20 protein-coding genes are annotated in these 17,882 nt (G+C 70.5%); 13 read left to right on the forward strand and 7 right to left on the reverse strand.

All coding sequences use genetic code 11. The features are described 5' to 3' along the window. From VP06_RS06270 to VP06_RS06285, 4 genes are all read left to right on the forward strand, one after another. Nucleotides 1-1,005, forward strand: a 1,005-nt coding sequence (locus VP06_RS06270) for a methionine ABC transporter ATP-binding protein (RefSeq protein ID WP_048462974.1), incomplete at its 5' end; no start/stop codon positions are given. Beyond that, nucleotides 995-1,660: a methionine ABC transporter permease gene (locus VP06_RS06275; RefSeq protein ID WP_048462975.1), complete on the forward strand. Its 666-nt coding sequence runs from the start codon at nucleotides 995-997 to the stop codon at nucleotides 1,658-1,660. The genes VP06_RS06270 and VP06_RS06275, both read left to right, overlap by 11 nt. A gap of 165 nt (nucleotides 1,661-1,825) precedes the next feature. Continuing rightward, entirely contained in the window at nucleotides 1,826-2,605 is a 780-nt protein-coding gene (locus VP06_RS06280; protein WP_048462976.1) for a MetQ/NlpA family ABC transporter substrate-binding protein, read from the forward strand. Nucleotides 2,606-2,774: 169 nt separating this feature from the next. Further along, on the forward strand, nucleotides 2,775-3,032 hold the full coding sequence (locus VP06_RS06285) for a hypothetical protein (protein ID WP_048462977.1): 258 nt from the start codon (nucleotides 2,775-2,777) through the stop codon (nucleotides 3,030-3,032). Between the two features lie 239 nt (nucleotides 3,033-3,271). Here the strand turns inward: VP06_RS06285 and VP06_RS06290 are convergent, their stop codons facing one another. The 4 genes from VP06_RS06290 to VP06_RS06305 all read right to left on the reverse strand — a co-directional run bounded on the left by VP06_RS06290 (nucleotide 3,272) and on the right by VP06_RS06305 (nucleotide 6,340). Beyond that, nucleotides 3,272-3,484, reverse strand: a complete 213-nt coding sequence (locus VP06_RS06290) for a hypothetical protein (RefSeq protein WP_048462978.1) — start codon at nucleotides 3,482-3,484, stop codon at nucleotides 3,272-3,274. Nucleotides 3,485-3,573: 89 nt separating this feature from the next. Then, nucleotides 3,574-3,819, reverse strand: coding sequence for a hypothetical protein (locus VP06_RS06295; protein WP_048462979.1), 246 nt, complete (start codon nucleotides 3,817-3,819; stop codon nucleotides 3,574-3,576). A gap of 274 nt (nucleotides 3,820-4,093) precedes the next feature. Continuing rightward, nucleotides 4,094-5,917, reverse strand: coding sequence for a cation:proton antiporter domain-containing protein (locus tag VP06_RS06300; RefSeq protein ID WP_048462980.1), 1,824 nt, complete (start codon nucleotides 5,915-5,917; stop codon nucleotides 4,094-4,096). Between the two features lie 162 nt (nucleotides 5,918-6,079). After that, on the reverse strand, nucleotides 6,080-6,340 hold the full coding sequence (locus VP06_RS06305; RefSeq protein ID WP_048462981.1) for a hypothetical protein: 261 nt from the start codon (nucleotides 6,338-6,340) through the stop codon (nucleotides 6,080-6,082). 145 nt (nucleotides 6,341-6,485) lie between these two features. Here VP06_RS06305 and VP06_RS06310 point away from each other — a divergent pair, with 145 nt between their 5' ends. The 5 genes from VP06_RS06310 to VP06_RS06330 all read left to right on the forward strand — a co-directional run bounded on the left by VP06_RS06310 (nucleotide 6,486) and on the right by VP06_RS06330 (nucleotide 10,656). Then, entirely contained in the window at nucleotides 6,486-7,064 is a 579-nt protein-coding gene (locus VP06_RS06310; RefSeq protein WP_048462982.1) for a DUF2147 domain-containing protein, read from the forward strand. 580 nt (nucleotides 7,065-7,644) lie between these two features. After that, a complete protein-coding gene (locus VP06_RS06315) occupies nucleotides 7,645-8,145 on the forward strand; it encodes a Ros/MucR family transcriptional regulator (protein ID WP_048462983.1) in 501 nt (166 codons plus the stop codon). 669 nt (nucleotides 8,146-8,814) lie between these two features. Then, on the forward strand, nucleotides 8,815-9,030 hold the full coding sequence (locus VP06_RS06320) for a hypothetical protein (protein ID WP_245291078.1): 216 nt from the start codon (nucleotides 8,815-8,817) through the stop codon (nucleotides 9,028-9,030). A gap of 511 nt (nucleotides 9,031-9,541) precedes the next feature. Then, nucleotides 9,542-9,892, forward strand: coding sequence for a response regulator (locus VP06_RS06325; protein ID WP_197093148.1), 351 nt, complete (start codon nucleotides 9,542-9,544; stop codon nucleotides 9,890-9,892). Further along, entirely contained in the window at nucleotides 9,889-10,656 is a 768-nt protein-coding gene (locus VP06_RS06330) for a Crp/Fnr family transcriptional regulator (RefSeq protein WP_082167208.1), read from the forward strand. Before VP06_RS06325 ends, VP06_RS06330 begins: the two co-directional genes overlap by 4 nt. On the opposite strand, the gene xth is transcribed toward VP06_RS06330, so the two are convergent. Further along, on the reverse strand, nucleotides 10,657-11,448 hold the full coding sequence (gene xth, locus VP06_RS06335; RefSeq protein ID WP_048462985.1) for an exodeoxyribonuclease III: 792 nt from the start codon (nucleotides 11,446-11,448) through the stop codon (nucleotides 10,657-10,659). A gap of 105 nt (nucleotides 11,449-11,553) precedes the next feature. Here xth and VP06_RS06340 point away from each other — a divergent pair, with 105 nt between their 5' ends. The 4 genes from VP06_RS06340 (at nucleotide 11,554) to VP06_RS06355 (ending at nucleotide 15,502) form a co-directional block, all read left to right on the forward strand. After that, on the forward strand, nucleotides 11,554-12,237 hold the full coding sequence (locus VP06_RS06340) for a ceramidase domain-containing protein (RefSeq protein ID WP_245291079.1): 684 nt from the start codon (nucleotides 11,554-11,556) through the stop codon (nucleotides 12,235-12,237). 109 nt (nucleotides 12,238-12,346) lie between these two features. Continuing rightward, a complete protein-coding gene (locus tag VP06_RS06345; protein WP_048462987.1) occupies nucleotides 12,347-13,669 on the forward strand; it encodes a homoserine dehydrogenase in 1,323 nt (440 codons plus the stop codon). Nucleotides 13,670-13,946: 277 nt separating this feature from the next. After that, entirely contained in the window at nucleotides 13,947-14,945 is a 999-nt protein-coding gene (glpX, locus tag VP06_RS06350) for a class II fructose-bisphosphatase (protein WP_048462988.1), read from the forward strand. A 110-nt stretch (nucleotides 14,946-15,055) separates the two neighbouring features. Further along, entirely contained in the window at nucleotides 15,056-15,502 is a 447-nt protein-coding gene (locus VP06_RS06355; protein ID WP_048462989.1) for a GNAT family N-acetyltransferase, read from the forward strand. 366 nt (nucleotides 15,503-15,868) lie between these two features. Here the strand turns inward: VP06_RS06355 and VP06_RS06360 are convergent, their stop codons facing one another. Both VP06_RS06360 and VP06_RS06365 read right to left on the reverse strand, forming a co-directional pair. Further along, nucleotides 15,869-16,405: a GNAT family N-acetyltransferase gene (locus VP06_RS06360; protein ID WP_048462990.1), complete on the reverse strand. Its 537-nt coding sequence runs from the start codon at nucleotides 16,403-16,405 to the stop codon at nucleotides 15,869-15,871. A 175-nt stretch (nucleotides 16,406-16,580) separates the two neighbouring features. Further along, complete coding sequence (locus VP06_RS06365) at nucleotides 16,581-17,747, reverse strand: type III PLP-dependent enzyme (protein WP_048462991.1); 1,167 nt, start codon at nucleotides 17,745-17,747, stop codon at nucleotides 16,581-16,583. Nucleotides 17,748-17,882: the final 135 nt, after the last annotated feature.

Below are 17,882 nucleotides of genomic sequence, written 5' to 3' on the forward strand. Positions count from 1 at the left end.
ATCGGGCGCTCGGGCGCCGGCAAGTCGACGCTGATCCGCCTGGTCAACGGGCTGGAGCGGCCGAGCCGGGGCCGTGTGATCGTTGCGGGCGCGGAGATCTCGCGTCTGCCGGAAGCCGCCCTGCGGGCCGAGCGCCGCGGCATCGGCATGATCTTCCAGCATTTCAACCTGCTCTCGGCCCGCACCGCCGCCGGCAACGTCGCGTTGCCTCTCGAAGTGGCGGGCTACGGCAAGGCCGCGATCCGTGCCCGGGTGGCGGAACTCCTCGATCTCGTCGGGCTCGGGCCCCAGGCCGACCGCTACCCGGCCGAATTGTCCGGCGGCCAGAAGCAGCGCGTCGGCATCGCGCGAGCGCTCGCCACCAACCCGAAGGTGCTGCTCTCCGACGAGGCGACCTCGGCCCTCGACCCCGAGACCACCCGCTCGATCCTCGACCTTCTCGGCCGGATCAACCGCGAGCTCGGCCTGACGATCCTGCTCATCACACACGAAATGGCGGTGATCCGGGCCATCGCCCACGAGGTCGCGGTGCTCGATGGCGGCCGCATCGCCGAAAGCGGCGACGTGTTCGAGGTCTTCACCCGGCCGCAGGCCGCGATTACCCGAACCTTCCTCGACGAGGAAACCGGCCGCACCCTGCCGCCGGCGCTCGCCGCCCGCCTCGGCCCTGGCCTGACGGTGGGGGAGGGCAGACAGGCGGTGCTGCGCATCACCTTCCGGGGGCCGCACGCCACCGACCCGGTGCTGGCGCAGCTCACCCGCGATGCCGGCATCCCGGCCGGCATCCTGTCGGGCACCGTCGACGAGATCGCCGGCCGCCCCTTCGGCACCCTGGTGGTCGGCATCGCCGCCGATCCGGCGATCGTCGAGCGGGCGAGGGCCTTCCTCGCCGCCCGCGGCCTCGACGTGGAGCTGCTCGGCACCCTCGACCTCGCCGGCTGGCAGCGGACCGCCGCCCCCCGCGCCCACGATTCCTCTCGGACCGACCCGCGTCATGTCGCCTGAACTGACCCGTCTCCTCGTCCAGGCCACCCTCGACACGGTGCAGATGGTGGTGGTGGCGGCCTCCCTCGGCACGCTGATCGGCCTGCCGCTCGGCGTGTTCCTGGCCACCAGCGGCCGCGGCGAGCTTCTGGCCGCGCCCTGGCTCAACCGGGTGCTCGGCCTCGTCGTCAACGCCACCCGCTCGACCCCGTTCATCATCCTGGTGGTGGCGATCATCCCGTTCACCCGGCTGATCGCCGGCACCTCGATCGGCACCAACGCCGCCACCGTGCCGCTCACCATCGCGGCGATTCCCTTCATCGCCCGGCTCGTCGAGGGCGCGGTGCGGGAGGTCGATGGCGGCCTCGTCGAGGCGGCCCGGGCCTTCGGGGCGAGCCCGCTCCAGATCGTCCTCAAGGTGCTGATCCCCGAGGCGCTGCCCGGCATCGTGCTCGGCCTCACCCTGGCGGTGGTGTCGCTGATCGGTTTCTCGGCGATGGTCGGCGCCGTCGGCGGCGGGGGCCTGGGCGATCTCGGCATCCGTTACGGCTATCAGCGCTTCATGCCCGAGATGATGCTCGCGGTCGTGGTGGTGCTGATCGTCCTGGTGCAGCTGGTCCAGACCCTCGGCGACCGGCTCGCGCGGCGCATGAACAAGCGCCTGCGCCACGGCTGATGCCATGGGCCCAAGATGCTGACGCACCGGGCCGAAGAACCATCTCAAATTTTCGATACTAAGCCAAAGGCTTAGCGAAAAGCGGAGAACGGACCCAAAGGTCGTTTTCAACGACCGTTGGTATGACCCGCGTTTTCAATCGTCTCTCCTCGGAGCGTGAATGCGATGCTGCGTACCCTCACCCTGGCAATCCTCCTCGCCGCCGCCAGCCTGCCGGCACTGGCCCAGAGCCAGCGCGTGCGCGTCGGCGCCACGCCGGGGCCGCATGCCCAGATCCTCGAGGCGGTGAAGCCCATCGCCGCCCGGAAGGGGATCGACCTCCAGGTGGTCGAGTTCTCCGACTACGTCGTGCCGAACGAGGCGCTGTCGTCCGGCGAGCTGGAGGCCAACTCGTTCCAGCACCAGCCCTATCTCGACAACCAGAAGGCCGATCGCGGCTACCGGATCGAGAGCGTGGCCCAGACGGTGAACTTCCCAATGGGCGTCTACTCGAAGCGCCACAAGAGCTTCGACGCGGTGCCGGCCGGCGGCACGGTGGCGATCCCGAACGACCCGACCAATGGCGGCCGCGCCCTGCTGCTGCTTCAGGACAAGGGGCTCCTGACGCTGAAGCCGAATGTCGGTTTCAAGCCGAGCGTCGCCGACATCACCGGGAACCCGAAGCGCCTGCGCATCATCGAGGTCGACGCGGCCCAGACCCCGCGCTCGCTGGACGACGTCGATGCCGCGGCGGTCAACACCAACTACGCCACCGCCGCCGGCCTCAAGCCCGGCGACGCGATTCTGAAGGAGGAGCCGAAGGGCCCCTACGTCAACGTGATCGCGGTGCGCAGCGCCGACAAGGACAAGCCCTGGGTCAAGACGCTCGTCGAGTCCTACCGCTCGCCGGAGGTGAAGACCTTCATCGAGAGCAAGTTCGGTGGAGCGGTGCTCACCAGCTGGTGAGCCGGACGCGCAAGGTCCGGCCCCGCGCCGAGTCTTGTCCACAGGGGCGACATCGATCGCGACGACGCCATCGACTCAAACCCCAAATCAAACGCCATGAAACAAAACGCGGCCGTGCGCGTCTTCTGAGCACGGCCCGATTGACGGGCTGGCCTTTTCGAGGTGCCCGATGAAGATCCTGACCTCTTGCCTGGTCGCGGCCGTCCTCACCGCTGCGGCCGTTCCGGCCTTCGCCCAGGGCGGCTCGCCCTACAACACCTCCGGTTCGCAGGCCGGTGGCCCGCTTGGCGGCGCGCAGCGCGAGATGGGCGCTCCCGGCGGCGCACCGGCCATGGGCGCCGCCCCGCGGGCGACCATGCAGCCGACCATGCGCAAGAAGCGCATGATGAAGCACCGCCGCATGCACCGTCACCACCACGCCCGCTGAGCCGAACCAGACGGTCCGGTCAAGTCCGTCCGCTCAAGTCCGACGGACTCGTCAGGCGCGTTCGTGCGGCGGCTCGTGCCGCCACGCACACGGGCGCACCCCTGTCCTGTCCGGCCGTCGCCAGCCCGCTCCCGACCTCAAGACGAGGGAGGGAACAGGTTGGCGTCATCGCGCGCATCCCGGATGATGTGATCCGACGCCGGATAGCGGCCCTTCGCGGGTGGCATTCACCGCCCTCGTCAGAAGCCACCCATGCGCCACAGGGCAACCGCCGCTGCCGTGAGCCCGGCGATCCAGAGGCCGGCGATCAGCGTCAAGGTGCGACGGCGGCCGGGGCTCGGCCGGTTATCGTTGGCGGCGCGACGCAGTCGGAAGAACGCAGCGTCGTAGCCGTGTGTAGCCGCCGCGATCGTAGCCGGGCGGGCGAGGGCGGTCTTGCGCAGGCTGGTCATGGCGATTCGTGCTCGTCGAACGACGATAGCACGCAGTCAAGCCGAACGTGAGCCGGCCGAACGACGCAAGGTGTGGGAACGGCGGGCCGTCAGGACGGGAAGCGGCCCGGCCGCGCGACGATCCGAGGCGCGTGCTCGTCGATCCAGTGCGGGCTGAGCACGGCGCCGTCTTCGGTCACGATCCAGGGCAGTGCCTCGGGGTCGCCGGTCTGTGCCGCCGCCGCCAGGGCGGCGCGCAGGGTGGGGTAGCGGCGCATCTCCCGAGGCCCCGGCGCGGCCAGCGTGCCATGCCACACCATCAGCTCGGCCGGACGCTCCATGGGCGGCTGCGACATCGTCGAACTCCTCTCGGTGAACCGACAGGAGGATGGGGCGGCCGGGCTTTCGCGATGCTGGCCGGACCATTGCCGATTGGTCATCTAACACCAACGGCCGACGATGCTGACGCATCGGACCGTTGGCCCATCTCGAATTTTCGACATCAAGCCAACGGCTTGGCGAAAATTCGAGAACGGCACCATAGGTCGTTTTCTTTCGACCGTTGCCATAAGCCCGCGCGCCCGCCGGCTCTGCCTGCCGACCCTTCGACCTGAGGAGGCAGGCGCCGCGTCACGATTCCGCCGGCGCCTCGCGGTGCGGACGCAGCTCCGGGGCGCCCAGCTCGGGCTCGGCCTCGGCGACGGGCTCGGCCCGGCTCTCGGCCCGGCTGGTATCCACGAACAGGCGGGCCTCACCCTCGCTGAGCCCGAGACTGCGCAGGGCATAGAGCGCCATGCCGAAGCCGACCTCACGCTCGGCCATCAGCACCAAGCCGACCTTCTGCTCTTCGAGGGAGCGCCGCTCGGTGTCGTTGTGGGTCCGCACCACCGTGTCGATGCCCGGATTGGCCTCGCGGGCGATCTCGATCAGGCGGCGGGCCTGGTGCGCGTCCGGGCTTGCCACCACCAGCAGGCGCGCCCGCCCGATATCCGCCGCGTCGAGGATGCCCGGTGCGCCGGCATCGCCGAACACCGTGGCGATCCCTGAGCCGCGCAGTTCCTCGACGCGGCGCCGGTCGCGCTCCACCACCACGAAGGGCAGCTCCCAGGCGGCGAGCGCCTTTCCGATGGCGCCGCCGACCCGGCCGTAGCCGATCACCACGGCGTGCCCCTCCCGGCCCTTGGCGTGGGCGGAGAGGGCGATGCCGGGCCCGCGCTGCTCGAACCGGGTGGCGAGGGCGGGCCGCGCCTCGACGAAGCGGGCGAGCCGGCCCAAGGCGCCGAACATCAGCGGGTTGAGGGTAATGGAGAGGAGCGAGCCGGCCAGGATCAGGTCGCGCCCCTCCGGCGGCAGGAGCTTGAGGCCGATGCCGAGGCTCGCCAGGATGAACGAGAACTCGCCGATCTGGGCCAGGCTCGCCGCGATGGTCAGCGCCGTCGAGAGCGGATGGCGGAAGGCCAGCACGATGGCCACCGCCGCGAGCGACTTGCCGACCAGGATGACCGCCAGGGTGGCGAGCACGGCGAGCGGCTCGCGCACCAGGATCGTCGGGTCGAACAGCATGCCGACCGAGACGAAGAACAGAACCGCGAAGGCGTCCTGAAGTGGCAGCGAATCCGCCGCGGCCTGGTGGCTGAGATCGGATTCCGCCAGCACCATGCCGGCGAAGAAGGCGCCGAGGGCGAAGGAGACGCCGAACAGCTCCGCCGAGCCGTAGGCGATGCCGAGCGCCAGCGCCAGGACCGCCAGGGTGAACAATTCGCGCGAGCCCGTGCGGGCGGCCTGGTCGAGGAGCCAGGGCACCGCCCGGCGGCCGCCGGCCAGCATCAGCCCGGCGAAGGCCGCGACCTTGGCGAAGGTGAGCCCGAGGGTGAGCCAGATGTTGCCGTCGCCGGCGATGCCATGCGCTGCGCCTGTGCTCTCGCCGCCGAGCGGGCCGGCGAGCGCCGGCAGCAGCACGAGGGCGAGCACCATCGCCAGATCCTCGACGATGAGCCAGCCGACGGCGATGCGGCCCTTGTCGGAATCGAGGAGACTACGCTCCTCCAGCGCCCGCAGCAGCACCACCGTCGAGGCGACCGAGAGGGCGAGGCCGAAGACGAGGCCGGCGCCGAGGCCCCAACCCCAGGCGACGCTCAAGCCCAGGCCCATCAGGGTGGCGACCGCGATCTGCACCACGGCGCCGGGCAGCGCGATGGCGCGCACCGACATCAGGTCGCCGATCGAGAAGTGCAGGCCGACCCCGAACATCAGCAGGATCACGCCGATCTCCGCCAGCTGACCGGCCAGCTCCGCATTGCCGACGAAGCCCGGCGTATGCGGCCCGACTGCGACGCCCGCCAGGAGATAGCCGACCAGGGGCGGCAGCTTCAGCCGCTGCGCGAGCATGCCGCCGACGAACGCGAAGACGAGCCCGAAGGCGATGATGGCGATCAGCTCGGAGGCGTGCGGCACGGTCGGGGCAACTCCTTCGGGGTCGGCGGGCCGCAGGGGCAGCCTCTCACCGTCCGAAGTCTAGCAGCCTTTCCGGGTTCCCGCGGTGCTGCACCGCACCAAAAATCGCCGCCGCCGTCCGACATCCCGGCGGATTCGCCGTGATCGTCGCCGCGTCGCCGGTCAGCGCCCGAACGGCCTGCGGGCGGCGGCAGGCAACCGCGGCAGGCTCGTCCGCAGGCTTGCGCCGGGCCTGGCGGCGAGCACGATGACGATCGCGCCGAGGGCGGCGGAGGTCATCACGAGAAGCTCGGTCGTGAACATGCGGCGGCCCTGCGGTTGAGCGGACGCCGCGGCGCGGCAGTCGAAAACAGCGAGTTTCGCCGGACGGGCGATTGCCGCCCGGCGCCGCTGCTCTAGCTCGCCACGGGAGCGGCCGGCCATGTGACATCCCGCCGTGAGGCAGCATGTCCGCATCGGCCGCCCACGATTCCGACGCAATGGGCCGGCCTCTGGCGTCCGGCCGCGCGATGCGGCATCAGCGATGGACTTGTGCGAGAGACCGCACCGCCAGACGAGGATGTACAGTATGAAGAAGGTCCTGACCGGGGCGCTCGTGGCCCTCGGCCTGTCGTCGGGGGCGGCGCTCGCCACTCCCAAGGACCCGAGCGGGACGTGGTTGACCGAGGACGGCCGGGCCCGGATCCGGGTCGAGAAGTGCCCCGGCCGCGCCGATCGCATCTGCGGGTACGCCGTCTGGCTGAAGGTCCCCAACGACGACAAGGGCCAGCCGCGGGTCGATTTCAAGAACGCCGACGCCAAGAAGCGCAGCCGACCCTCGCTCGGCCACCAGCTCGTGATGGGGCTGAAGCCCAACGCGGATAACCGTTACGAAGGGCAGATCTACAACGCTGATGACGGCAAGCTCTACGACATCTCGATCTGGACCGACGAGCCGGGCGAGCTGAACGTCCGCGGCTGCCTGATGGGCGTCCTGTGCGGTTCCCAGACCTGGACCCGCGTGAACGATATCGCGCCGGGGCAGCTCACCGCCGCGACCGGCGCCCCCAACGGCCCGCGGCCGGACCCCGAATGGGCCGCGGCGCCGAAGGCGGCTCCCGCAGCGGCGGCGGCCAAGCCGGCTCCGGCCGCGGCGCCCAAGCCGTAGCCGGCCAAGCCATAGCCGGCCAAGCCGTAGCTGACCAAGCCGGAGCGTGCTCGAGCCGGAGCGCGTCCGGAACCCTGGGTCTCCTCCTCCCCGTGCCCTGCGCCGCTTCCGGCGGCGCAGGCGCCTCCTCGGGCATCCACCGGTCGCGGGGGGTGCCTTTTTTCATGCGCGATCGTCGCTTGGCGCGTCGTCGTCCGGGCCATCGCCTGTCCAAGGTGCGCAACTCGCGGGCTGCCGCAGTGGCGAGCGTGCTACCGACGAAGGGATCTCCGCCTCTTCGCACAATCACAGGTATTCACTCCTTGAGAGTCTCGCCGGCCGGCTTCTCTGGGCGTTACCGTTACGGAGTCAGAGGCTTAGCTCGTCCATCGGATATAATCAGAGATCAAAGATTGAGCAGAAATCCTTTATGCAACCGCCTGTAGGCAAAACAGAACTATCCACTAAAGCACCGGCTGTGATTCGAACGGCTGACAGCCCTTCCTGGTGGCGGCGCTCTACTCGCGAATCAAAGATTTTCATTGACTGTTAGGAAATTTGGCGACATGTGCAAAGATGTATTCCAAAAAAGGGGGCTTTCATGGGTGATGACGATCAGGCGCCGCTCTCGCCGCTGATCAATCTCTCGGCCGACATCGTATCGGCTTACGTCTCGAAGAACTCCGTGCCGGTCGGCGATCTGGCGAACCTGATTGCCGCCGTCCATGCCGCCCTCGAGCGCGTCGCTGCGCCGCCGGCGCCCGAGCCCGAGAAGCTCACGCCCCCGGTGCCGATCCGCAAGACCGTGACGCCGGACTACATCGTGAGCCTGGAGGACGGTAAGCCCTACAAGTCGCTCAAGCGGCACCTGACCACCCGCGGCCTCACGCCCGATCAGTACCGTCAGAAGTGGGGCCTGCCGCCGGACTACCCGATGGTCGCCGCCACCTATGCCGCCCAACGCTCCGAACTCGCCAAGAGCCTCGGCCTCGGCCAGATCCGGCGCGACCGCGCGGCTGCGGCCCGCCTCGCGGCGGAGGCCAGCCAGGCAGGCGGCGAGCAGGCTCCGGCCCGCCGGGGCCGCCCGCGCAAGAGCGAGTAATACCAACGGCCGTTGAGAACGACCTTTGGTGCTGGCCTCGAATTTTCGCCAAGCCTTTGGCTTGACTTCGAAAGTTCGAGATGGGCCAGCGGCCCCGCCGATCTCGGGCGTGCCCGAGATCGAATGCGGTGCATCAGCATCCTGGGCCGTTGATGTAACGCGAGCGGGACGAGGCCCGGGCGGCGGCGCCCGGACGTGGAGGCCGTCGCGACGACGGGCACGGGACGCCGATCATGGCGGCCCCGCGGGCCTCCCGCGTGCTGCGTCGGGTGATGATTGGCCATCGCTCGGCTGTCGCGCCGTCATCGCACCGGATCGGGCAGGTCACGGTGGCGCCCCCTTTGCCCACCTGCCCACCCTCGGTGCAGGGCCGCCGCCCTCCCCATCGGAGCAGCCTCGCCCTGCGCTGCCGCGAGTTACGGGGCGACGGCGACGGCCAGGGCGCGCCCGCGTCCTGGCTTTCAGGCCCGGCTCCGCCGTGAGGGGAGGCCACTCCGAGACGGCCCCCCGGTCAGTCGGTGCCGCCGGGTTCCGTAGCGGCAGCCGGCCGTGCGCTCCGCCTCCAATCCGCGCGCAATCAGAACCAAGCAAGCCGCGCCTCGTTGCTCCGAGATGAATCTCACGCTCCAGCCCGTGCGCGTCAGGACCGGAGGCGAGGCCGAGCCGGGATTGCTCGTCTTCGTCGACGGCACCCTCGCGGCGGTTTTGGTCTGCTTGTCCGACGAATACGGCGAGGAGGCCGGTCTGTGGTTCCTCGAGGCGGGCTTCGGTGGCCTGGCCTCGCCGCAGCCTCTCACCTTTGCCGATCTCGATGCGGCGGAGGACTGGATCGCGCGGCAACTCGCCGAGGCTCACGAGAAACCGCCCCCCCGCAGTCGGTTTTAGACCAAACGGCCGGAGACAACGACTTTCGGTTCCGATCGCGACGTGTCGCCAGGCCCAAGGTGCTGAACTTTCGGGCGTGATGGCGACACGTCGCGATCGGTCAACGCCTCCGCCGATCTCGGGCTTGCCCGAGATCGATCGATGCGTCGGCATCCTGGGCCGTTGGGACAAGGTCGGATTGTCGAACGCGGGATCCCTCGACCGCTCTGCCGCCGGCGGGGAGCCGCCACGCCCGGGCGAGCGCGTGGGCGTTCACCGGGCTTGACCGCAGAGACCCGACCATCCTGCACCATCGCCGGCGATCGCTCGCGACATCAAATGATATTTTGAGTATCATTTGATTTATATCGTCATTGATGTTGATATCTGGCGCATATATGGGAACCGGGAGTGCGATCTGCCATTGTACGATACAGGGCCGATACCCGCGATCTCTGACAGGCGTGGCACTATGCGCCTGTGACTCTTCGATGCGACGCGCATCCGCGGGTCGAGGACGGAGGGATCGGGCTTGCGACGGGGCGACCAACACCCGACGGTGCTGCTGATCGAGGAGGATCCGCTGGCCGGCCTTGCGGTCGGCGACGCGCTGGCGGAGGCCGGCGATCGCGTCGCCGGGCCACTGACGAGCCAGGCGGCCGCCCTGGCCTGGGCGGCCGGGCGCGCGCCGGATCTCGCGATCCGCGATCTCCCGCTCCGCGGTGGCGACGGCTGCCGCCTCGCGCAAGTGCTGCGGGCCAGGGGCGTGCGGTTCGTGGCTCAGGGCGGCGATGCGCGCGACGCGCCCCGATTGACCAAGCCGGCCTGGCACCGGGGCCTCGTCCTGGTGCTTGACCAGCTCGCTCGCGAGGCGCGACCATGATTGCGACATCGACCCTGCACCATCCCGGCCCGCCGGGCCCGTGTGGGCACCCGCTCCACCCGGTCGTGCGCAAGCTCTCGGCCTACGGTCCCCTGAAGACGGAGGAGCAGGCGGCGCTCGCGGGGCTCGGCGCCGGCGGGCAGCGGGTCGACGGGCGTCTCGACCTGCTGGTCGAGGGGGCGGCACCCGACAGCGCCGTCCTGGTCCTGGAGGGCATCGCCTGCCGCTACCGCCACCGTGTGAGCGGGGCGCGCCAGATCACCGCTTATCTCCTGCCCGGAGACCTCTGCGACCCGGACCTCGTGCATGTGAGCCGGATGACCCACACTGTCGGCACGCTCGGGCCCTGCCGGGTCGCCCGCATTCCCCGGGAGACGCTGGCCGGCCTCACCGAGCGTCATCCGGGGATCGCCCTGGCCCTGCGCCGCGCCAAGCTCGCCGAGGAGGAGACGACCCGCGAATGGGTGATGAATGTCGGCTGCCGTTCGGCGATCGAGCGGGTGTCGCATCTCCTGTGCGAGCTGCACGCGCGGTTGCAGACCGTCGGGTGGGCGACCAGCGCCGGCTACGACCTCCCGCTGACGCAGCAGGATCTAGCCGACACGACCGGCCTGTCGAACGTGCACGTCAACCGGACCTTGCGCCAGTTGCGCCTGATGCGCTTGGTCGAGGTCGGCGGCAAGCGGGTCGACATCCTCGACCTTCCCGGCCTCCAGGCCCTGGCCGAGTTCCAGCCCGACTACCTGCGGCCCGCCGACGGATGATCAGCCGAGATCCAGCTCGACCGTCACCGGCACGTGGTCGGAGGGTTTGTCCAGGCCGCGCAGGTGCTTCTGCACCGAGGCGGAGACCAGGCGGTCGAGGGCTTGCGGCGAGAGCAGCAGGTGGTCGATCCGGATGCCCTGGTTGCGCGGCCAGCAGCCGGCCTGGTAGTCCCAGAAGCTGTAGACGCCCGGCCGCCCGTCGCAGGCCCGCAAGCCATCGGTGAAGCCCTCGTGGACGAGGCTGCGGAACGCCGCCCGGGTCTGCGGCAGGAACAGCGCGTCGTTCACCCATTCGGCCGGGTTGGCCGCATCCTCGGGCTCCGGGATCACGTTGTAGTCGCCGGCGAGCACCAGCACCTCCTCGCGCGCCCGCAAGGAGACGGCATGGGCCTGGAGGCGGCGCATGAAGGCGAGCTTGTAATCGTATTTCGGCGTGCCGACGGGGTTGCCGTTCGGCAGGTAGATCGAGGCCACCCGCACCGGAACGGTCGTGGTCGGGATCAGCGCCTCGATGTAACGCGCCTGCGCGTCGTCGGCGTCGCCCGGCAGGCCGCGCCGGATCTCCTGCAACGGCAGCGGCCGGCGGGCGAGCAGCGCGACGCCGTTGAACGCCTTCTGCCCGTGGGTCGCCACCACGTAGCCGGCCTCCTCGATCTCGGTGCGGGGAAAGGCGTCGTCGACGCATTTCAGCTCCTGGAGGCAGACCACGTCGGGCTGCGCCTCGGCCAGGAAGGCCAGGAGATGCGGCAGACGCTGCTTGACCGAGTTGACGTTCCAGGTGGTGATCCGCATTGCGTCCCGCGCCGCTCGCAACCGCATTCGTGCCGAGGGACCCGTCATCGGGGTTTCGCGCCGCCCTGGCAAGCCGGGCTCCGGGCAAGGGCTGGGGACCGGACAATGGCGTCAGGGGAAGCGGTGGCGTCGGGATGGTGGGAGCCGGTGCGCGACTATTGCGAGCGCGCCGGTCCGGGGCTCCTCGCCGAACCGCTGAACGCGGTCTCGAACGCCGCGTTCGTGGTCGCGGCGATCCTGCTCCTGCGGCGCGGCCGGTCGCCGGACCCGGTCGCCGACGGCTATGCCGTTTTGATCGGGGTGATCGGTCTCGGCAGCGCGCTGTTCCACACCCTTGCCGTGCAATGGGCGATGCTCGCCGACGTGATCCCGATCGCTTTGTTCATCCACGCCTACGTCTTCCTCGCCCTGCGGCGCTTCCTCGGGCTCTCCCTGGCCGTCGCGCTCGCCGGCACCCTCGCCTTCGCGGTCGCCGCCGCCCTGTTCGAGCCGGCTCTGTCGTTCCTCGCCGGGCAGCCGCTGGGGCCCGCCAGCAACGGCTCGATCGGCTATGCGCCCGCGTCCCTGGCCCTCTTCGGCGTCGGGACGGCGGCCTGGCTTCGGGGCAGCCGGGCCGGTGCCGCGCTCATCGGGATCGGGGTGCTGTTCCTGGTGTCGCTGACCGCGCGCACCCTCGACGCCACCCTTTGCCCCCTCGTGCCCTTCGGCACCCACTGGCTCTGGCACCTGCTGAATGCCGGCGTGCTCTATGCCCTGGTGCAGGCGGCCCGCCGCGCCGGGCCGGCCTGACGCCGCGGGAGCCGCCTTCCTTGCAAGGGTCCGGAAACCGTTGCAGAAGGACCCCCGCCGCGGGGCCGCGACTTTCCGGCCCGGCGCCTGCCTGCCCGGATTGTTCGCCATGACTCACCCCCTCCGCCTCGGCATCGCCGGTCTCGGCACCGTCGGAGCCTCCGTCGTCCGCATGATCGCGCGCCGCGCCGAGGCGATCGGTGCCACCGCCGGGCGGCCGGTCCGGGTCACGGCCGTCGCCGCCCGCGATCGCACCCGCGACCGCGGCCTCGACCTGGCGGGCGTGACCTGGTTCGATGATCCCGTCGCGCTCGCCCGCTCCGCGGAGGTCGATTGCGTGGTCGAGCTGATCGGCGGCGCGGAAGGGCCGGCCCGGGAGACCGTCGAGGCGGCCCTGTCGGCCGGCAAGCATGTCGTCACCGCCAACAAGGCGCTGCTCGCCCATCACGGCCCGGCGCTCGCCCGCGCGGCCGAAGGTGCCGGCGTCGCGCTCGCCTTCGAAGCCTCGGCGGCGGGCGGCATCCCGGTGGTCAAGGCCCTGCGCGAGGCGCTGGCCGGCAACCGGATCTCCCGCGTCTACGGAATCCTCAACGGCACCTGCAACTACATCCTGAGCCGGATGGAGCTGGAGGGCCTGACCTTCGAGAGCTGCCTCAAGGACGCGCAGGCCCTGGGCTATGCCGAGGCCGACCCGACCTTCGACGTCGAGGGCTTCGACACCGCCCACAAGCTCGCGATCCTGACCAGCCTCGCCTTCGGCACCGAACTCGACGCCGAGGGCGTCTCGGTCGAGGGCATCTCGGCGATCACCCCCCTCGACCTGCGCATGGCCGACGAGCTCGGCTACCGGATCAAGCTCCTGGGCGTCGCCGAGGCGACCGAGGCCGGCATCGAGCAGCGGGTCCACCCGACCATGGTGCCGAAATCCTCGGCCATCGCCCAGGTGATGGGCGTGACGAACGCCGTCACCATCGACACCGATGCCCTGCGCGAGCTGACCCTGATCGGCCCCGGCGCCGGCGGCGAGGCCACTGCCTCGGCGGTGGTCGCCGACATCGCCGACGTGGCGGCCGGCCGGGTGCCGCCGGCCTTCGGCCGCCCGGTCGCGGCGCTCACCGCGCCGGTCCGGGCCGAGATGCAGCGCCACGAGGGCGGCTACTACATCCGCCTCACCGTGCACGACCGCCCGGGCGTCGCGGCCGGCGTCGCGACCCGGATGGCCGAGCGCGAGATCTCGCTCGAGAGCATCCTCCAGCACCGCTCCGAGAGCGCCGCGGCGCGCGACCGCCACGGCCGCTCCGGCCTGCCGGTGCCGCTCGTTCTCATCACCTACGCGGCGACCGAGGCGGCGATCCGCGAGAGCCTCGACGCCATGGCGGCGGACGGACTGCTCTCCGAGCCGCCCCAGCTCATCCGCATCGAGCGCAAGTAGAGGTCACGGCGCCCTGTCCTCGGCCGGTCGGGACAGGGCAACGGGCGGATCGATCGGCGGACGATCCCGCGCCCTCCACGGGACACCGGCGAGAGCATTTTCCGACCAAGTGGACACCGGTTGGTTGCAGAAAATGCGGCAAAATCAAAAACCTAGAGCACTGCCCGATTGCAGCGTGATCGGGCAGTGCTCTAGCCAAGAGACAAAATCCAGTTCAGCGACGCCGGATTCTCCTCTAAGACCCGGCCCGACGGATCAGCACGAGGATCACGAACGCATGTCGGACGCCAAGAAGCCGGGGCCGAGCCAGGTCATCGAGCGCATCCTGACCCTCGAACTGGTGCGCGTCACCGAGCGGGCCGCCGTCGCCGCGGCCCGCCTGCGCGGCCAGGGCAACGAGAAGGCCGCCGATCAGGCCGCCGTCGACGCGATGCGCCGCGAGCTGAACCGCCTGCCGATCGACGGCACCGTGGTGATCGGCGAGGGCGAGCGCGACGAGGCGCCGATGCTGTTCATCGGCGAGAGCCTCGGCAACGGCTCGGGCCCCAAGGTCGACATCGCGGTCGATCCGCTGGAGGGCACCACCCTCTGCGCCAAGGACATGCCGGGCTCCGTCGCCGTGATGGCGATGGCCGAGGGCGGCACGCTGCTTGCCGCCCCCGACGTCTACATGCACAAGATCGCCATCGGCCCCGGCTACCCGGCCGGCACCGTGCATCTCGACGCCTCGCCTGAAGAGAACATCCACGCTCTGGCCAAAGCCAAGGGCGTGCCGCCGGCCGAGATCACCGCGCTGGTGCTCGACCGGCCGCGCCATACCGACCTGATCGCGGCGATCCGCCGGACCGGCGCGGGCGTGCGCCTGATCTCCGACGGCGACGTGGCGGGCGTGATCTTCACCACCATGCCGGAGGAGACCGGCATCGATATCTATCTCGGCATCGGCGCCGCGCCCGAGGGCGTGCTGGCGGCGGGCGCCCTGCGCTGCATCGGCGGCCAGATGCAGGGCCGGCTGATCCTCGACACCCAGGAGAAGCGCGACCGTGCCGCCAAGATGGGCGTCGCCGATCCGAACCGCCTCTACGCCCTCGACGATCTCGCCCGCGGCGACGTGGTGGTGGCGCTGACCGGCGTGACCGACGGGGCCCTGGTCAAGGGCGTGCGCTTCGGCCGTCAGACCATCCGCACCGAGACGGTGGTGTACCGGTCGCATACCGGCACCGTGCGCCGGATCGAGGCCGAGCACCGCGACTTCGACAAGTTCCACCTGATCTAGATCTAGGGCTCGTCGCAAGGGGCCGCGCCGGGATCACGGCGCGGCCCCTTGATCCCGGGATTGTTCCCCGCGACCCTGCTGGCGATTCCCCCGACGAGGATTGCCGCCGGATGCCCACCCCCACGATTCGCCCGCTGCGCCCCGACGAGCGCGCCGCCTGGGACCCGCTCTGGCAGGGTTACCTCGCCTTCTACGGCGCCACCGTCGCGCCCGAGGTCAGCGACCTCACCTGGGCCCGCCTGCACGATCCCGCCGAGCCGATGCACGCTCTCGTGGCCGAGCAGGACGGCAGCGTGATCGGCTTCGTCCACTACATCTTCCACCGCTCGACCTGGACCGCCGGGCCCTATTGCTACCTCCAGGACCTGTTCACCGCCAAGGCCGCCCGCGGGCAGGGGGCCGGGCGGGCGCTGATCGAGGCGGTCTATGCGGCGGCGCGCAAGGAGGGGGCGAGCCGGGTCTACTGGCTGACCCAGGAGGCCAACGTCACCGCGCGGGCCTTGTACGACACCTTGGCGGACCGGCCGGGTTTCATCCAGTACCGCAAGGTGTTCTGAGGCGGGTTCGGTCGGCGTCCTGTCCGCCGCGGGCAAAGGCCACGCCGCCCGGTCCGGTTTGGCTCGCCTCCGGCCCGGGGCCTTGAACCCGGACCGCGTCGAATAGCAGGGCTCTCCGGAAAAACCTCTTCGACATCAAGCGCGTCTCCCCGCTCCGACACGGGAGAGCCCCGAGCCGGCAGGATTCACGCCTCTGTCGCGTCCCGTGACGCGCGAGGGGGGACGCGCCCCTGCAAGATCTGCAATGACGAAAGGGCACGGGCCTTCCTCGTCCGGTACCCGAGAGGGAAGACCTGCGCCTCGTCGTCGATCGCTCGGTCGCGTTCATCGCCATCCGAGGGCGAGACGACGCGGCCTCTCACCGCCTCACGCGGCGGCGCGGAACTCCTGAGCCGGCAGGGCGCTCGGCACCATCCGACCGGTCGCCCGGACCATGCCGGTGGCGCCGTCGAGTGCGCCCTTCACGAGGTCGAGGGCCAGGAACCGCTCCGGCGCGTAGGGTCCGGGCAGGCTCAGGGTCCCGACCCGCTCGCGGGTGAAGCCGAAGCGGGCGTAGTAGGGGGCGTCGCCCACCAGGATCACCGCCCGGTGGCCCAGCGCCGCCGCGCGCGACAGCGCCTCGCGCATCAGCCGGTTGCCGATCCCGAGCCCGTGCAGGCCCGGATCGACGGCGATCGGGCCGAGCATCAGGGCGGGCAGGCCGCCGACCTGGACGTCCCACAGGCGCACGGTGGCAACCAGGCGGCCGTCCATCTCGACCACCAGGGCGAGACCCTCGGACGGAAGGCGCCCCTCGCGCAGGCGCTCGCAGGTCTTGGTGAAGCGGGCTTCGCCGAAGCAGACGTCGAGCAGGTGCTCGCGGGCGGCGACATCGGCGGCGCGCTCGTCGCGGATCTGGATCACGGCCGTACCCTCCCGATACTGACAGAAAACGGGCAAAGGACAGCCCTCGCACCCGCCGCACGCGGCGGGCCGTCCGGGACTTGGTGAGGAGAAGAGGCGCGAACGCGCCGGGCCCGAGAAAACGGCGGGCCCGGCGCTTCGTTCCGACGGAGCGGCGCCGTTCGGCGCCGCGTCCTCAGATCACGTAGGACTGGAGCGGCGGGAAGCCGTTGAACGCCACCGCCGCATAGGTGGTGGTGTAGGCGCCCGCCCCCTCGATCAGCACCTTGTCGCCGATCGCCAGGGAGATCGGCAGCGGGTACGGGGTCTTCTCGTAGAGCACGTCGGCCGAGTCGCAGGTCGGGCCGGCGAGCACGCAGGGGATCGTGCGGTCCTCGTCGTGCTCGGTGACGATGCGGTAGCGGATCGACTCGTCCATCGTCTCGGCGAGGCCGCCGAACTTGCCGATGTCGAGATAGACCCACCGCACCTCGTCGGCGGCGTCGGACTTCTGCGAGACCAGCACCACCTCGGCCTCGATCACGCCGGCATTGCCGACCATGCCGCGGCCCGGCTCGATGATCGTCTCCGGCAGATGGTTGCCGAAATGCTTGGTCAGCGCCCGGAAGATCGCGTCGCCGTAGGATTCCACGCCCGGTACCGCCTTGAGGTACTTGGTCGGGAAGCCGCCGCCGAGATTGACCATCGAGAGATGGATGCCGCGATGGGCGCATTCACGGAAGATCATCGCGGCCGAAGCGAGCGCCCCGTCCCAGGCTTCCGTGTTGCCCTGCTGCGAGCCGACATGGAACGACACGCCGTAGGCGTGGAGCCCCGCCCGGGTTCCGTGCTCCAGCACGTCCACCGCCATCTCGGGCACGCAGCCGAACTTGCGCGAGAGCGGCCATTCGGCCCCGGCGCCGTCGCAGAGGATGCGGCAGAACACCTGCACGTCCTCACGGGCGACCTTGACCGCATCGGCCGCGCGGGCGATCTTGTCGATCTCGGCTTGGCAGTCCACGGCGAACAGCCGCACGCCCAGATCGAGGGCGCGGGCGATGCAGCGCTCCTTCTTGATGGTGTTGCCGAACGACACCCGGTCGGCGGTGGCGCCGGCGGCGAGGGCCATCTGGATCTCGACCACCGAGGCGGTGTCGAAGCACGACCCCATCTCGGCGAGCGCCCGCAGCACCTCGGGGGCCGGGTTCGCCTTGACGGCGTAGAAGACCCGGGTGTCCGGCAGGGCACGGGCGAAGGCGGTGTAGTTGTCGCGCACGACGTCGAGGTCGAGGACCATCACGGGCCCCTCGTCCTGGCCGAGTTCGCGGCGGACGCGCAGGAAATCGCGGATGCGATCGGTCATGATCAGCCCCCACCAAAGGTTCGAGAGGGCTCCCGCGGGAACCCGATGTCGAGATCAAGACGGCGCGCGTCGGCCGTCCGGCGTCAGGGGGCGATGCGGCGCGGCGCGGACGTGCTGTGGAGACACGCCGTGCGA

The organism is Methylobacterium aquaticum (assembly GCF_001043915.1).
In the GTDB taxonomy this organism is placed as follows: domain Bacteria; phylum Pseudomonadota; class Alphaproteobacteria; order Rhizobiales; family Beijerinckiaceae; genus Methylobacterium; species Methylobacterium aquaticum.

What these genes read in the sequence shown, in the direction of transcription:
- VP06_RS06275 (WP_048462975.1), top strand. Translation starts at nt 995, where the DNA reads ATGTCGCCTGAACTGACCCGTCTCCTCGTCCAGGCCACCCTCGACACG.
- VP06_RS06330 (WP_082167208.1), top strand. Translation starts at nt 9,889, where the DNA reads ATGATTGCGACATCGACCCTGCACCATCCCGGCCCGCCGGGCCCGTGT.
- VP06_RS06365 (WP_048462991.1), bottom strand. Translation starts at nt 17,747, where the DNA reads ATGACCGATCGCATCCGCGATTTCCTGCGCGTCCGCCGCGAACTCGGC.
- VP06_RS06305 (WP_048462981.1), bottom strand. Translation starts at nt 6,340, where the DNA reads ATGGCCGGCCGCTCCCGTGGCGAGCTAGAGCAGCGGCGCCGGGCGGCA.
- VP06_RS06355 (WP_048462989.1), top strand. Translation starts at nt 15,056, where the DNA reads ATGCCCACCCCCACGATTCGCCCGCTGCGCCCCGACGAGCGCGCCGCC.
- xth (WP_048462985.1), bottom strand. Translation starts at nt 11,448, where the DNA reads ATGCGGATCACCACCTGGAACGTCAACTCGGTCAAGCAGCGTCTGCCG.
- VP06_RS06280 (WP_048462976.1), top strand. Translation starts at nt 1,826, where the DNA reads ATGCTGCGTACCCTCACCCTGGCAATCCTCCTCGCCGCCGCCAGCCTG.
- VP06_RS06310 (WP_048462982.1), top strand. Translation starts at nt 6,486, where the DNA reads ATGAAGAAGGTCCTGACCGGGGCGCTCGTGGCCCTCGGCCTGTCGTCG.
- VP06_RS06295 (WP_048462979.1), bottom strand. Translation starts at nt 3,819, where the DNA reads ATGTCGCAGCCGCCCATGGAGCGTCCGGCCGAGCTGATGGTGTGGCAT.
- VP06_RS06340 (WP_245291079.1), top strand. Translation starts at nt 11,554, where the DNA reads ATGGCGTCAGGGGAAGCGGTGGCGTCGGGATGGTGGGAGCCGGTGCGC.
- VP06_RS06285 (WP_048462977.1), top strand. Translation starts at nt 2,775, where the DNA reads ATGAAGATCCTGACCTCTTGCCTGGTCGCGGCCGTCCTCACCGCTGCG.
- glpX (WP_048462988.1), top strand. Translation starts at nt 13,947, where the DNA reads ATGTCGGACGCCAAGAAGCCGGGGCCGAGCCAGGTCATCGAGCGCATC.
- VP06_RS06315 (WP_048462983.1), top strand. Translation starts at nt 7,645, where the DNA reads ATGGGTGATGACGATCAGGCGCCGCTCTCGCCGCTGATCAATCTCTCG.
- VP06_RS06345 (WP_048462987.1), top strand. Translation starts at nt 12,347, where the DNA reads ATGACTCACCCCCTCCGCCTCGGCATCGCCGGTCTCGGCACCGTCGGA.
- VP06_RS06290 (WP_048462978.1), bottom strand. Translation starts at nt 3,484, where the DNA reads ATGACCAGCCTGCGCAAGACCGCCCTCGCCCGCCCGGCTACGATCGCG.